The following is a 13224-nucleotide window of genomic DNA, read 5'->3' on the forward strand; positions in this document are numbered from 1 at the left end:
CCGTCGGTGGTGCCCCACGGCGCGGCCGACTCCGGCCCGCGCCCGTCACCCGTACCCGGCCGGTCCCTGCTGGTCATGGTCACCTCGCCGACCTCTGCCACGATGCGCTGGCTGTGCCGTCGTCGGACAGCCAGGTCGTGCAGGAGCTGCACCTGGTCTCCACGCACCTGCTGTGCGAGTACGTGGACCAGGCGCTGCCGCTGGTCCGGCACCTCCCGCACGCGCCGTGGCGGCCGGTCGACTCCGTATCCGTGGAGCGCACCGGCCGGACGGCGGCCGAGGGCGGGCCGGACCGGGCCGGGTGGGACGGCCTGGTGCTGGCCGCTGTCGACGGCGCGGTACCGCTCGGCGCCAACGGCCACGGCCCGAACGGCCACGGGCCCAACGGCCACGGGCCCAACGGGCACGTGCCCAACAGCCACGCCGCGAACGGGCACGGCACGAACAGGCATGCGACGAACGGCCACGGGCCGAACGGGCACGGGCCGAACGGATTCGCGCCGCCGGACGGTTGCGCGGCGGACGGGCGCGCGGCGAACGGCCGCCGCGACGGCGACACCGGCACCGGCTGGGTGGAGTTGTGAACGGCCCGCTGGTCGTCGTCGGCGACGCGCTGCTGGACCGCGACGTGGACGGCACCGTCAGCCGGGTCTGCCCGGACGCACCGGTGCCGGTGCTCGACGAGCGCACCGCCACCGACCGGCCGGGCGGCGCGGGACTCGCGGCGCTGCTCGCGGCCGCCGACGGCGGCGAGGTCGCGCTCGTCACCGCGCTGGCCGACGACGCCGGTGGCGCGCGCCTGGCGGAGCTGCTGACCGGCGCGGGCGTCGCGCTCTACCCGATGCGCCTGCCCGGCGCGACAGCGGAGAAGATCCGGCTGCGGGCCGGCGGGCAGACGCTGCTGCGACTGGATCGCGGCGGCAACCCGCAGCAGCCGGGAGAGCCGTCGCAGGCGGTACGGGAGCTGCTCGGCCGGGCCGGCGCGATCCTGGTCAGCGACTACGGGCGCGGCCTGCTGCGGCAGCCGACACTGCGCGCCGCGCTGGCCGAGGCGACCGCGCCGGTGGTCTGGGATCCGCACCCGCGCGGCCCCTCCCCGGTGCCCGGTACCCGGCTGACCACACCGAACCTCGACGAGCTGCGCCGGGTCACCGGCGACGCGGGTGGCGGTTCGCCGCTCACCACCGCCACCCGGGCCGGGCAGGAGCTGCGCCACCGGTGGCGGGTCGGCGCGGTGGCGGTGACCATGGGCCCGGACGGCGCGGTGCTGTGCCACGGCGGCGCCACCCCGCTGGTGCTGCCCCCGTCGTCGGTGCCGGAGCACGTCGACGACACCTGCGGCGCCGGGGACCGGTTCGCCGCCGCCGCGGCGCTGGCGCTCGGCGACGGCGCGCCGATCGCCGAGGCGGTCCGCGCGGCGGTGGAGGCCGCCTCGGCGTACGTGGCGGCGGGCGGGGCCGCCGGACTGCGCCGGGAACACGAACCGGCCCCGCGGGATCCGGCGCGCGCCGCCGAGGATCTGATCGCCAGGGTACGCGCCGACGGCGGCACCGTGGTCGCCACCGGCGGCTGCTTCGACATCCTGCACGCCGGGCACCTGTCCACGCTGCGCGCGGCCCGCCGCCTCGGTGACTGCCTGGTCGTCTGCCTCAACTCCGACGCGAGCGTGCGCGGGCTCAAGGGACCGGAGCGCCCGGTCAACCCGGCCGAGGACCGGGCCCGGCTGCTGGCGGCGCTGGACTGCGTCGACGCGGTGGTGGTCTTCGACGAGCCGACCCCGCACCAGGTGCTGGCCCGGCTGCGGCCGGACGTCTGGGTCAAGGGCGGCGACTACGGCGACGTGGAGCTGCCCGAGGCGGAACTGGTACGCCGCTGGGGCGGCCGGGTGGTCACCGTCCCCTACCTGTCCGGCCGGTCCACCACCGGCACCATCTCCGCCGCGCGCCAGCGCGGCCTGCACCTGGTCCGAACAGTGGTCTGAACGAGCGAGAAGGAGTCCGGCATGAGCAGGGACATCAACGGCCAGGCGGTGCTCGTCACCGGTGGCGCGAGCGGGCTCGGCGCGGCGGTCGTGGCGGCGGTGGCCAAGGCCGGCGGGCGGCCGTACGTGCTGGACCGCCGGGCGCCCGCCGACGGCGTGCCCTGGGTCGAGTGCGACCTGGCCGACAGCCGCGCCGCCGAGGCGGCCACCCGGCGGATCGCCGAGCAGGCCGGTGAGCTGACCGGCGTGGTGACCGCCGCCGGCATGGACGTGCCGGGGCGGCTGGGCGACGTCGACGGCGCGGTCTGGGACCGGATCGTGGCGATCAACCTGCTCGGCACCGCCGCGGTGATCCGGGCCGCGCTGCCGGAGCTGGAGCGCGCGCACGGCACTGTGGTCACCGTGGCGTCGACGCTGGGCGTGAAGGCGGTGAGCGACGCGACGGCGTACTGCGCGGCGAAGTTCGGAGTGGTCGGCTTCACCCGGGCGCTCGCCGCCGAACTGGCCGGCTCGGTGGGCGTGACGCTGCTGGTCCCGGGCGGGATGCGGACCGCGTTCTTCGACGAGCGGGACGAGAAGTACAAGCCCGGCCCGGACGCGATCCTCAACGACCCGGCGGACACCGCCGAGGCGGTGATGTTCGCGCTGACCCAGCCGCCCGGCTGCGCGGTACGCGAGCTGGTGGTCTGCGCCGAGCAGGAGTCGTCGTACCCGTGATCCTCGTGCTGCGCGCGCTCGGCGTCGGCGACCTCGCGACCGGGGTGCCGGCGCTGCGCGCGCTGCGTGCCGCGTACCCCGGGAAGGAGCTGGCGCTGGTCGCGCCGCGCTGGCTGGCACCGCTGGTCGAGCTGGTGGGCGGCGTGGACCGGCAGGTCCACGCGGACGGGCTGGGGCCGCTGCCCTGGTCCGGGCCGCCGCCGGAGACGGCGGTCAACCTGCACGGCCGGGGCCCGCAGTCGCATCTGATGCTGACCGCGCTGCGGCCGGGCCGGCTGCTGGCCTTCGCCGGCCCCGAGGCGGGCGTGCCGGACGGGCCGCCGTGGCGGGCCGACGAGCACGAGGTGGACCGCTGGTGCCGGATGCTGGCCTGGTACGGCGTGCCCGCCGACCGCGCCGACCTGGCGTTGCGCCGCCCGGCGCCGGACGGGTTCCCGGCCGGCGTGACGATCGTGCATCCCGGGGCGAAGGCCGCGGCGCGGCGCTGGCCGGTGGCGCGCTTCGCGGCGGTGGCCCGGGAGCTGGCCGGGCGCGGGCACCGGGTGGTGGTGACCGGCAGTCCCGCCGAACGGGAACTGGCGACGGCGGTGGCCCGGGCCGCCGGGCTGCCCGGCGACGCGGTGCTGGCCGGGGCGACCGACGTGGGCGAGCTGGCCGCGCTCGTCGCGTACGCCCGCCTGGTGCTCTGCGGCGACACCGGCATCGGGCATCTGGCCACCGCCTACGCCACCCCGTCGGTGCTGCTGTTCGGCCCGGTGCCGCCGTCGTGGTGGGGGCCGCCGCCGGACCGGCCGTGGCACGAGGCGCTGTGGGCCGGTCCGCGTCCGGCCGCCGGGGACGAGGACGTGCACCCGGCGCTCGCCGTGCTCGGCGTGCCGGACGTGCTGGCCGCCGTGGACCGGGTGGAACGGGCCGCCCGGCACTGCCCACGCGTGCCGGTGCAGCGGCACGGACACCCCTTACTACCCGCCGGTAGGTTAGGGCCGTAGGCTTGCCCGGGTGAGCGGGGACTACACCCAGGAGTACGTGGACGTCGACGGCGCGCGCATCGGCGTGCAGGTCTATCCGGAGCCGGCCGGTCCGCCCGGCGCGCCGGTGGTGCTGATCTGGCCGGCCATGGGCGTGCGCGCCCGCTACTACCGGCCGTTCGCCGCCGCGCTGCGCGACGCCGGACTCGCGGTGATCGTGGCCGACCTGCGCGGCACCGGCGAGAGCACCCCCGCGCCGTCGCGCGCCTGCCGGTACGGCTACCGGGAGATGGCCGCCGACGTCGGCGCCGTGCTCGACGCGCTCAAGCCCCGGCTGGACGGCCGTACCCGGCTGCTGCTCGGGCACTCCCTCGGCGGTCAGGTCGCGGTGCTGCACCAGGCGCTGGACGACGACGACCGGGTGGACGGGCTGGCCCTGGTGGCGGTGGGCCTGCCGTGGTGGCGGCGGTACCCGGGCCTGCGCGGGTGGGGCGTGCTGCCGTACACCCAGGCGATCGCGGCGACGGCCCGGCTGCTCGGCGTCTGGCCCGGCTGGGGTTTCGGCGGCCGGCAGGCACGCGGCGTGATCCGGGACTGGGCGCACACCGCCCGCACCGGCCGGTTCCCGGCGCTGGACGGGGTGGACGCGGAAGCCGCCGTGCGGCGGATCCGGACACCGGTGCTCGCGGTGAGCGTCGACGACGACCAGTACACACCGCACGAGACGCTCGACCACCTGTGCGGGAAGCTGACCGCGGCCCCGGTGACGCGGCACCGCTACACGGTCGCCGAGGCGGGCGCGCCGCTCGACCACTTCACGTGGGTACGCGCGTCGGTCCCACTGGCCGCCCGGATCGCCGCGTTCGCCGGCACTCTCCCCCGGCGCTGAGTCCTCCTCCTCCCGCCACGCCGGGCGTGAGTCGCCCGATCGTGGGTATGCCGCACCGCCCGAACACGGCGGAGGGGGATCTGATGTCAGAACGGCACACCACGCTGCGCTCGATGCACGACCTGGGCCTGGCGGCCTGGTTCGGCGGTTCCCTGATGGGGGCGCTGGGCGTCAACGGCGCGGCGGCACGGATCAACGACACGACGGAACGGCTGCCGGTGGCCTCGGCGGGATGGGCGCGGTGGACGCCGGTCAACGCGGCGGCGATCGGCGCGCACCTGGCCGGCGCGGTCGGTGAGCTGGTCACCGAGAGCCCGCGGATGGCCCGCCAGGCGGGCGTGGGACGGATGAGCGCGGTGAAGACCGCGCTGACGGTCGGCGCGCTGGCGGTGACCGGCTACAGCCGGCTGGTCGGCATGCGGCTGGAGAAGGCCGGCGGCCCGCCGGTCGAGGGGACCACCGAGCCCAACCACCACACCCCGGCGAACGTCGCCTCCAGCCAGCGGCAGATGAAGCTGCTCCAGTGGGCGGTCCCGGCACTGACCGGGGCGCTGGTCGTGGTGTCGGCGTACATGGGTGAGCAGCAGAAACCGGGGCAGGTGTTCCGGGGCATGCTGGACCGCGCGGGCGGGATCATGTCCGCGCCGAAGCACATGGGCAAGGTGGCCGCCGTGGGCGCGGCCGGACGCTCCCTGGTCGGGGCGGCCCGTTGACCACCGCGCGGCCGGCGACCCACATCGGGGTGGGCCACCGGCCGCGCGGTGCACCGGGACAGGCCGTCGGCAGGCGGACGGCGCACGGACATCAGCAGCCAGGCGAGGTGACCATGACCAGCAGGGACCGGCCGGGTACGGGTGACGGGCGCGGGCCGGAGTCGGCCGCGCCGTGGGGCACCACCGACGGCTTCGACGCCGACCCGCCGTGGGGCGCCGGCGACAGCGACCCGATGGACGAGGGCAGCGAGGAGACCGCCGTCCCCGAGGGGCGGCTCGGCGAACGCCGGGCGGCCGGCGCCGGGCCGGGCGGGCCGAAGGCGGGCCGGCACGGGTTCGGGTCCGTCGAGCCGACCCGGACGCCCGAGGCCGGGCCGGGCGCGCCGCCGGATCCGGCCCCGTCGGGGCGGACGTTCCCGGACGACAGCGCGGACGGCGACCTCGGCGACAACGCGCTGGAGGAGGCGACCGGGATGCGCCCGGAGACGCGCCCCTGAGCGTTCAGGAGCCGGTGCCGTCCTCACCCGGCCGGCCCGGCGCCGACGGCTCGTTGTCCGGCACCGGTGACTCGGCCACCGGGTGCCCGGTGTCGTCGACCAGGCTCGGCGCCATGCTGCCGCCGTGGGCCTCCTCGGCCTCCCGGGTCGCTCGCGGGTCCCGCTCGTCCTCGCCGCGCCGCTTCTCCACAGATCCCCCTTCGCGCTCGTCCATGCACCCGGCGGTACCCGGACGACGGCTGAGGAAACGTCAGGCGCGCGCGGCGGCGGGCGCGACGCCGAGCAGGCCGGCCAGCCGGGCGGCGTCGCGCTGGGCCTGGTCGCCGCAGCAGTTGTTCATCAGCACGTGCAGCTCGGCGCACTGGTCGGCCAGCTCGCGCAGCAGCACCGACCAGTGCCGCAGCTCCCGCTCGCCGTAGGCGTAGCGGAACCGCTCCTGCTTGTCGCCGCTCTCCCAGGCCGTGCTGTGCCCGTGGAACCGGATCACGGCCAGGTCGGTGGTGGCGACCAGGATCGGCGGCACCGAGGAGACGTGCCCCTGCGGCATGTCCACACAGCCGTACCCGAGGTCGTGCTCCCGCAGGAACGTGACGGTGTCGGCCATCGCGTCCCCGTCGAACCAGGACGAGTGCCGCAGCTCGACCGTCACCGGCCAGGGGCGGCAGCGCCGCGCGGCGTCCAGGATCCGCCGCCGGGCCGCCTCGCCGCGAGCCAGCCACGGCGGGAACTGCAACAGCACGGCGCCGAGCCGGTCGGCCGCCGCGAGCGGCGCCAGCGCCGCGTGGAACCGGTCCCACAACTCGTCGTACGCCCCGGCGGGCAGGTCGCGCCAGCGGATCCGGCTCGGGCCGCCTTCCGGGCGCAGGTCGCGGGGCAGCGCGTCGACCGGCGTGTGGTGGCCGGTGAACAGCCGGAACGCCTTGACGTCGAAGGTGAACCCGGCCGGGGTGGCCTCCGCCCAGCCCGCCGTGGTCTCCGGCACCGGCACGGCGTAGTACGACGTGTCCACCTCGACCAGTCCGAACCGCTCGGCGTACCAGCCGAGCCGCCCGGCGGGGGTGTTGACCCCGCGCGGATACCAGCCGGAGCGGACCAGCATCTGGTCGGCCCACGAGGACGTGCCCACCTTGATGACACCCATGTAATTCAGTTCACCGCGACTCCGGGACATCGGCAACCGGAGATGCCCTCCGCGCCGTGACCGGCGGCGGGTGACCGGCCTCACCGTGGGTCGGCCGTACCGGAGTGTGACGCCCGGCCGGGTGGCGGCGCTGAGGGTCACGAGATGGACGCATCCGGCCTGGATCAGGAAACCGTCGAGCGGCTGCTCGCCGGCCGCTCCGGCGACACGCCGTCCGCCCCGCCGGGGCTGGCCGCCGTGCTGGACGCGGTCCGCGCCGCTCCCGGCACGGGCGAACTCGACGGCGAGGCGGCCGCCGTCGCGGCGTTCCGGTCGGCCCGACGGATGCGCCGCAGCGGTGCCCGGTTCGGCGTCCCGGCCCGGTTCGGCGTCCCGGCCCGGTTCGGTGTCCGGCTGGCGGTGACCGCGCTCGCCGCGTCCCTCACCGGCGGCGTCGCGCTCGCCGCGACCGGGAACCTGCCGCGCGCCGTCCGACCGGCGGCGCCGCCGGTCGTCACCGCACCGCCCACGCCGCCGGACCGCCCGAGCCCGCCGGCCCGCTCGCCGGCGCCCGGGACACCCCAGCCGTCCGAACCGTCCGGCCTGTGCGTCGCGTACCGGGCCGTCGCCGAGCCGGACCGGGGCCACGCCCTGGGCACGCCCGCCTTCGGCGACCTCGTCAGCGCCGCCGGGGGCCGCGACCGCGTGCCGGACTACTGCGCCGGGCTCCTGGGCGCGGGCGACCCGCCGGGGAAGTCCGGCCAGGAGCGGGGCGGCGGCAGGACCGAGCACCCGGTCCGCCCGGACGGCACGCCGCCGGGCGTGGGCGACACGCCACCGGGCGTGGACGGCCCCGCGCCCGAGCACGCCGGACCGCCGGCCGGCACCCCGCCCGGGCGGCGTCCCGGCTGACGACCGGCTGGTAACTTGCCCCGGTGACCCCCCGGCGTCGCCTACCGGCGATCCTCCTCCGCCTCGCCGTGGTGCTCGCCGTGCTGGCCGGCATCGTGCTCACCGCGCTCGGCCCGGCCACCGTGACCGGCCTGCTGCCGTACTTCACCATCCAGAGCAACGTGGCGGTCGGCGTCCTCGCCGGGTACGGCGCCTGGTGCGCGCTGCGCGACCGGCCGGAGCCGCCGAGCGTCCTCAAGGGCGCGGTGACCCTCTACATCACCATCACCGGCACCGTCTACCACCTGGTGCTGGCCAACCCGGCCAGCCCGTTCGCCATGGCCCAGCCGGACCGGCAACCGGGTGAGTGGTGGGGCAACCAGTTCCTGCACACAGTGGTGCCGCTGCTGGCGGTCGCCGACTGGGCGCTGTTCGACAGGCGCGGCCGGCTGCGCCCCCGGTACGCCGCCTGGTGGCTGGCGTTCCCGGTCGGGTACCTCGTTTTCGCGCTGGTACGCGGCCTGATCGTGGACAGCTACCCGTACCCGTTCATCGACGCGGGCGAACTGGGCTACGACGGGGTCGCGGTCAGCGCGGTCGGCTTCGCCGCGGTGTTCTGGCTGCTGGGCCTGCTGTTCGTGGGCGTGGACCGGCTGCTCGCCCGGGCCGGGCGCACCGAGTCGGCGGAGCCGCCGGCCGCGGCCGAACCGGTGGAGCCCCCGGTGGCCCAGCGGGAGAGCAGCGGCTCGGGCTGAGCGGCGAGCGGGTCACGCCGCCCGGTGGGTGGGCTGACCCGCGCGCATCCGCCGGCCCGCGCCGCGTTCCCGGCCGTACGAGTCGGCCCGTCCCCACCGGCCCGGCACGTCGAGCAGCTCGATCCGCCCGAACCCGGTCGGGATCGCCGGGTTCACCAGCAGGTTCTCCCCGCACGGTCGCAGCCCCAGCATGGTCCCCAGCAGCATCAGCAGCCCACCCGAGGCCCACGACTGCGGCCGCCCGGCCTCCGGCAACTGGACCGGGTACTTGGTCAACGCGCGGGGGTAGCCGGCGATCACCTCCGGGACCGACCCGCCGAGCGTCTCCGCCATCGCGAACACACCGGCGGCGATGTCGGCCGCCTCCTCGTCGAAGCCGTACCGCCGAAGGCCCGCCGCGACGATCGCGTTGTCCGACGGCCAGACCGCGCCGAGGTGCGCGCCGACCGGGTTGTACGGCCGCTGCCCCTGCGCGTAGGTGCGCACGCCCCAGCCGGAGAACAGGTCCGGCCCGCGCAGGTGCGCGGCCAGCGCGCCGGCCCGGTCCGGCTCCACGATGCCGCTCCACAGCAGGTGCCCCAGATGCGAGGTGAGCGCGTCGACCGGCTCGCCGTCGGGGGTGAGCGCCAGCGCGTAGTAGCCCTGCTTCGGCAGCCAGAAATCACTGTCGAACCGTTCCCGCAGCCGCGCCGCGTCGGCCTCCAGGCGCTGCGCGTAGCCCGGGTCGCCCCAGAACTCCCGGGCCAGGCGGGCGCCCCGGATCCGGGCGTCGTACGCGTACCCCTGGAGTTCGCACGTGGCGCGCGGGTACGGCGGCTCCGCGCCGTACCGGTCGACGATCGCCTCCGGGGAGTTGCGCCAGGTCTGGTTGGCGACCCCGCTGTCGGTGTTGCGCGGCCGGTAGCGCAGGTAGCCGTCGCCGCACTGGTCGCCGTAGCGGTTCAGCCAGTCCAGCGCCATCCGGGCCGGGTGCCGCAGCTCATGGACCAGGTCGGCGTCACCGGTCCAGCGCTCGTACTCGTCGAGCAGGATCACGAACAGCGGCGTGGTGTCGGCCGCGCCGTAGTAGATCGCGGTGGGCTGCTCGTCGAACGCGGCCGCCTCGCCGTACCGCAGCTCGGCGACGATCTTGCCGGGCTCCTCCTCGTGCCGGTCGTCGAGCCGGCCGCCCTGCAACATCGCCAGCATGTGCAGCGTGGCCGGGGTCAGCTCGGGCGTGAACGGCAGCGTCTGGAGGCAGGTGAACAGCGCGTCGCGCCCGTACAGCGTCATCGCCCAGGGCATCCCGCCGACCGGCACCGGGTCGGTGTAGGCCAGCGGCATGTAGCGCAGCGCGGCCAGGTCGGTCAGGGCCTGCCGGTAGACGGCGGTGAGCGCGGGCCGGTCGGAGACCAGGTGCGGCGCCCGCTCGTACCACCGTTCGAGATCCCCGCGCATGTCCTGCCGGACGTGCTGCCGGTGCGACTCGATGTCGGCCCGCAGGTCCCGCCCTCCCGCGCCCTGGATGATCATGGCGACGTGCAGGTCGACGTGCCACTCACCCTGCGGCTCGACGCGGATCCGGAAGGTCATCCCCCGCGCGTCCACCTCGGCCGGGGCGGTGCTGGAGACGCACGTCTCCCGGACGAACCGCCCGCGCTCGTACCGGATCCGCAACCGCCGCCCCTCCGGATCGGGGACGACGGTGGGGCGGCGCGGGCCGGGGCGCAGGATCTCGGAGGTGTCGGCGAAGTCGCCCGCCATCTCCATCCGCACCGTGTACTCGGCGGGTTCGGCCGAGTGGTTCAGCACCGTGAGGCTCTCGTGGTACGCCTCGTCGATCGAGCGGTGCCGGATCACCGAGACGTCGGCGTCCACGTAGTGGCTGGCCGCGCCCGGCACCAGCACGAAGCGGGTCTCGAAGTAGGTCAGGTCGTCGCGGGACAACGCGTGCAGCCGCTCGCCGTCGATCGTGAGCACCCAGTGGGACAGGAACCGGGTGTCGAAGGAGAACAGGCCGATCGGGGCGGACGGGTCGCGTTCCATGTCGCCCTGCGCGTCGCTCAACGCGAACGCGTTGCCGGCGAGGACGTGGACCAGCTCCTGCCTCATCGGGCCGCCGCCCGCTCGCCGGGCACGTCGCGGGGATCCCGGGCGTCCGGCGGGCCGGGAAAGATCCGGCGCAGCGTCATCAGCAGCTTCAGTTCGCCCCGCGCGGCGAGGTCGTTGCGCAGCAGCGCGGCGGCCGGGTGCAGGCGCCCCGCCGCGATCCGGTCGAACACCTCCCGGTTCGCGCCGACCACCAGGTCCGCCTCCTCGGCCAGGCGCTCCACCCGGACGTCCTGCCGGTCGATGGTCAGGTACCAGTGCTCGGTGTGCCCGTCGTCGCGCAGGTCCAGGCGGATGGTGCCGGAGGTGGTCTCGGGCAGCTCCGGGTGCCGGCCGGCGGTCCCGCGGGCCAGGTGTTCCACGGCCGAGACGCTCATCGGGCCCTCCTCGTCGGTGGTCGCGGCCGCCCGCCTGCCGGCGCCGCTCGTCCCGCAGCGTCCCCGCGCTGCGGGTGAGGCGAACTCACCCGGTCCGGGTGAGTCGCGGCGGTCCGGCGGGTATCCCTGAGCCGTGCCGACGACCGGGGACGCCACCGCCGACCGGGTGCTGCTCGCGCTGCTGACCATGCAGCGCGAATCGTGGGAGCAGGGAATCCTCGGTCAGGCGCTGCTCGACCTGGGCCTGGACGAGGCCGCCGTGCTGGTCGCCGACGCCGCGGTGACCCGGCAGCGGCCGGACGGGCGGCTCGGGGAGCCGCCCGGCTCGGTGGGCGTGGTGAACGGCGCCGCGTGCGGCGAGGTGGTCCGGCACGCCGCGCGCCGCACCGGCGACCGGCGGTACGCCGTGGCGCTGGACGCCCAGCTCGACTGGCTGACCCGCCGGGCGCCGAGAGCCGCCGACGGCACGCTGTTCCACCTGCTCGACGGCCGCCAGGTGTGGGCGGACACGATCTACATGGTGGTGCCGCTGCTGGCGCTGACCGGCCGGACCGAAGCGGCCGCCGCGCAGGTCGCGGGGCACCGGCGACGGCTGTACGACACGCGCACCGGCCTGTACGCCGCCCGCTGGGACGAGGACCGGGGCGAACTGGACCGGCCCGGCCCCTGGGGCACCGGCAACGGCTGGGTGGTCGCCGGGATCGCCCGCGCGCTGCGGCTCGCGCCGGACTGGCCGGGCACCCTCCGCGCCGAGCTGGCCGGGCACGTGGAGGAGGTGCTGACCGCCTGCCTGGCGTACCGCGGCGCGGACGGGCTCTTCCCCGACGTGCTGGACGAGCCGGGCGCGTTCCGCGAGGCCAACACCGCCCAGCTGCTCGGGTACGCGGCCCTCACCGGGGTGGCCGGCGGCTGGCTGCCCCGGTCCTGGTACGAGGTGGGAGCGGACCTGCTGGCCGCCGCCGGCCGGCGCATCGACGCGTACGGCCGGGTGACGGGCGTCAGCGGGGCGCCGGACTTCGAGCGCCCCGGCACCTCGCCCGAGGCGCAGGCGTGTCACCTGCTCGGGCACGCCGCGCTGCGCCGGGCCGGTGCGGCGCTCAGCCCAGGATGAGCCCGCGCACGTACGCGGCCTGACCGACGTGCTGGAAGTCGTCGTCGAGCACGCTCACCAGCCGCACCCCGAGCGTGACCGGCGGATCCCAGTTCTCGTCCACCACCCGGTCCAGGTCGGCCGGGCGCAGCCCGCGCAGGTACGCCAGGCTCCGGTCCACCACCGCCCGGTGGTAGTCCAGCAGCACCTCACCGCTCTCCGGGCGTACCGCGGCGATCTGCTCCGGGCCGTGCCCGAAGCCGGTGTCGGCGGGGTCGGGCCGCAGGCCGCACTTCGCCGCCCAGTCGCCGGTGGCCCAGAGCTGCGGCTGGCCCATCACGTCGGCGACATGGTCGTCCTGGATCCGGGTCAGGTGCCAGACCAGCCAGCCGACCGGGTTCGCCCCGTCGGCCGGCGCCCGCCGCAGCTGGGCCGCGTCGAGCCCGTCGAGCGCCCCGGCGACCAGATCGGGCAGCCGCCCGTACGCCTCGGTCAGCACGTCCGTCGAGTCCACGCGTCCCTCACTCCCCTGCCGTCTCCTGCCGTCCCCTCGGCTTTCCTGCCGTCCCCTCGGGCAGTACCGCCCAGCGTGCCCGGCAAACCTCGGCGCGGGCACCGCCTCTAGGGTGATCGCGTGGTCGCGGCGCTGGAGCTGTATCTGGACACCGACGCCACCCGGCGGATCCGGGTGCTGTGGGACCTGCTGGAGTCCGACGGAGTGCCGAGCATGCGGTCCCTGCTGGCGCAGCGGCACCGCCCGCACGTCTCGCTGGCGGTCGCGCCCCGCCTGGACCCGCACCGCGTCGCCGAGGCGCTCGCCGGGACCGTCGTGGCCGCGCCGCTGCGGCTGGAGTTCCAGCACGCCGGGCAGTTCCTCGGGCGGGTGCTCTGGCTCGGGCCGGCGCCGACGCCCGAGCTGCTGGCGCACCACGCCGCGGTGCACGACCGGCTGGCGCGGGCCGGCGTCGAGGTGGTGGAGCACTACCGGCCGGGCCGCTGGGTGCCGCACTGCACGCTGTCCATGCGGGTGCCGAACCCGCTGATGGGCGCGGCGGTACGCCGGTGCCTGGAGGTGCTGCCGCTGACCGCGACGGTGGTCGGCGCCGCGGTGGCCGACCACGCCCGCGACATCTCCCAC

Annotated in this window: 15 protein-coding genes and 1 pseudogene; 11 read left to right on the forward strand and 5 right to left on the reverse strand. The window is 76.5% G+C overall.

What is annotated here, in order from left to right:
• Window positions 1–83 precede the first annotated feature (83 nt).
• From EAD96_RS24930 to EAD96_RS24960, 7 genes and pseudogenes are all read left to right on the forward strand, one after another.
• Window positions 84–200: pseudogene (locus EAD96_RS24930) on the forward strand (phosphoheptose isomerase); the annotation flags it as partial.
• Window positions 201–580: 380 nt separating this feature from the next.
• Window positions 581–1981, forward strand: coding sequence for a D-glycero-beta-D-manno-heptose 1-phosphate adenylyltransferase (gene rfaE2 / locus EAD96_RS24935; RefSeq protein WP_121685980.1), 1401 nt, complete (start codon window positions 581–583; stop codon window positions 1979–1981).
• 33 nt (window positions 1982–2014) lie between these two features.
• Window positions 2015–2698: an SDR family oxidoreductase gene (locus EAD96_RS24940; protein WP_199733290.1), complete on the forward strand. Its 684-nt coding sequence runs from the start codon at window positions 2015–2017 to the stop codon at window positions 2696–2698.
• The gene (locus EAD96_RS24945) at window positions 2695–3687 is read left to right on the forward strand and encodes a glycosyltransferase family 9 protein (RefSeq protein ID WP_121685981.1); all 993 of its coding nucleotides are present in this window, start codon (window positions 2695–2697) and stop codon (window positions 3685–3687) included. The genes EAD96_RS24940 and EAD96_RS24945 overlap by 4 nt, the downstream gene beginning before the upstream one ends.
• Window positions 3688–3697: 10 nt before the next feature.
• Window positions 3698–4555 carry an alpha/beta fold hydrolase gene (locus EAD96_RS24950; RefSeq protein ID WP_121685982.1) on the forward strand — a complete coding sequence of 286 codons (858 nt, stop codon included), beginning with the start codon at window positions 3698–3700 and terminating at the stop codon, window positions 4553–4555.
• Between the two features lie 83 nt (window positions 4556–4638).
• The gene (locus EAD96_RS24955; protein ID WP_121685990.1) at window positions 4639–5268 is read left to right on the forward strand and encodes a hypothetical protein; all 630 of its coding nucleotides are present in this window, start codon (window positions 4639–4641) and stop codon (window positions 5266–5268) included.
• 113 nt (window positions 5269–5381) lie between these two features.
• The gene (locus EAD96_RS24960; protein ID WP_121685991.1) at window positions 5382–5765 is read left to right on the forward strand and encodes a hypothetical protein; all 384 of its coding nucleotides are present in this window, start codon (window positions 5382–5384) and stop codon (window positions 5763–5765) included.
• 4 nt (window positions 5766–5769) lie between these two features.
• Here EAD96_RS24960 and EAD96_RS24965 read toward each other — a convergent pair whose 3' ends face one another.
• The gene (locus EAD96_RS24965) at window positions 5770–5955 is read right to left on the reverse strand and encodes a GTPase activator (RefSeq protein ID WP_233586164.1); all 186 of its coding nucleotides are present in this window, start codon (window positions 5953–5955) and stop codon (window positions 5770–5772) included.
• Between the two features lie 60 nt (window positions 5956–6015).
• The gene (locus tag EAD96_RS24970) at window positions 6016–6906 is read right to left on the reverse strand and encodes a DUF72 domain-containing protein (protein ID WP_121685984.1); all 891 of its coding nucleotides are present in this window, start codon (window positions 6904–6906) and stop codon (window positions 6016–6018) included.
• Window positions 6907–7050: 144 nt separating this feature from the next.
• Here EAD96_RS24970 and EAD96_RS24975 point away from each other — a divergent pair, with 144 nt between their 5' ends.
• Both EAD96_RS24975 and EAD96_RS24980 read left to right on the forward strand, forming a co-directional pair.
• On the forward strand, window positions 7051–7797 hold the full coding sequence (locus tag EAD96_RS24975; RefSeq protein ID WP_121685985.1) for a hypothetical protein: 747 nt from the start codon (window positions 7051–7053) through the stop codon (window positions 7795–7797).
• Between the two features lie 23 nt (window positions 7798–7820).
• A complete protein-coding gene (locus EAD96_RS24980) occupies window positions 7821–8531 on the forward strand; it encodes a Pr6Pr family membrane protein (protein ID WP_121685986.1) in 711 nt (236 codons plus the stop codon).
• Between the two features lie 12 nt (window positions 8532–8543).
• On the opposite strand, the gene EAD96_RS24985 is transcribed toward EAD96_RS24980, so the two are convergent.
• A complete protein-coding gene (locus EAD96_RS24985) occupies window positions 8544–10622 on the reverse strand; it encodes a glycogen debranching N-terminal domain-containing protein (protein ID WP_121685987.1) in 2079 nt (692 codons plus the stop codon).
• On the reverse strand, window positions 10619–10996 hold the full coding sequence (locus EAD96_RS24990) for an SCP2 sterol-binding domain-containing protein (protein ID WP_120570744.1): 378 nt from the start codon (window positions 10994–10996) through the stop codon (window positions 10619–10621). The genes EAD96_RS24985 and EAD96_RS24990 overlap by 4 nt, the downstream gene beginning before the upstream one ends.
• Before the next feature lie 133 nt (window positions 10997–11129).
• Here EAD96_RS24990 and EAD96_RS24995 point away from each other — a divergent pair, with 133 nt between their 5' ends.
• Complete coding sequence (locus EAD96_RS24995) at window positions 11130–12107, forward strand: glycoside hydrolase family 88 protein (protein WP_121685988.1); 978 nt, start codon at window positions 11130–11132, stop codon at window positions 12105–12107.
• Here the strand turns inward: EAD96_RS24995 and EAD96_RS25000 are convergent.
• Window positions 12094–12600: a DinB family protein gene (locus tag EAD96_RS25000; protein ID WP_121685989.1), complete on the reverse strand. Its 507-nt coding sequence runs from the start codon at window positions 12598–12600 to the stop codon at window positions 12094–12096. The genes EAD96_RS24995 and EAD96_RS25000 overlap by 14 nt on opposite strands.
• Before the next feature lie 120 nt (window positions 12601–12720).
• Here EAD96_RS25000 and EAD96_RS25005 point away from each other — a divergent pair.
• A partial coding sequence (locus EAD96_RS25005; RefSeq protein ID WP_147457932.1) for a 2'-5' RNA ligase family protein occupies window positions 12721–13224 on the forward strand: 504 nt, incomplete at its 3' end.

Source organism: Micromonospora sp. BL1, from assembly GCF_003667485.1.
GTDB lineage: Bacteria > Actinomycetota > Actinomycetes > Mycobacteriales > Micromonosporaceae > Micromonospora > Micromonospora tulbaghiae.

Bases quoted from the DNA above. Each gene is read 5' to 3' on its own strand.
- EAD96_RS24970 (WP_121685984.1), bottom strand. From the start codon at position 6,906: ATGGGTGTCATCAAGGTGGGCACGTCCTCGTGGGCCGACCAGATGCTG.
- EAD96_RS24985 (WP_121685987.1), bottom strand. From the start codon at position 10,622: ATGAGGCAGGAGCTGGTCCACGTCCTCGCCGGCAACGCGTTCGCGTTG.
- EAD96_RS24975 (WP_121685985.1), top strand. From the start codon at position 7,051: ATGGACGCATCCGGCCTGGATCAGGAAACCGTCGAGCGGCTGCTCGCC.
- EAD96_RS24955 (WP_121685990.1), top strand. From the start codon at position 4,639: ATGTCAGAACGGCACACCACGCTGCGCTCGATGCACGACCTGGGCCTG.
- EAD96_RS24960 (WP_121685991.1), top strand. From the start codon at position 5,382: ATGACCAGCAGGGACCGGCCGGGTACGGGTGACGGGCGCGGGCCGGAG.
- EAD96_RS24990 (WP_120570744.1), bottom strand. From the start codon at position 10,996: ATGAGCGTCTCGGCCGTGGAACACCTGGCCCGCGGGACCGCCGGCCGG.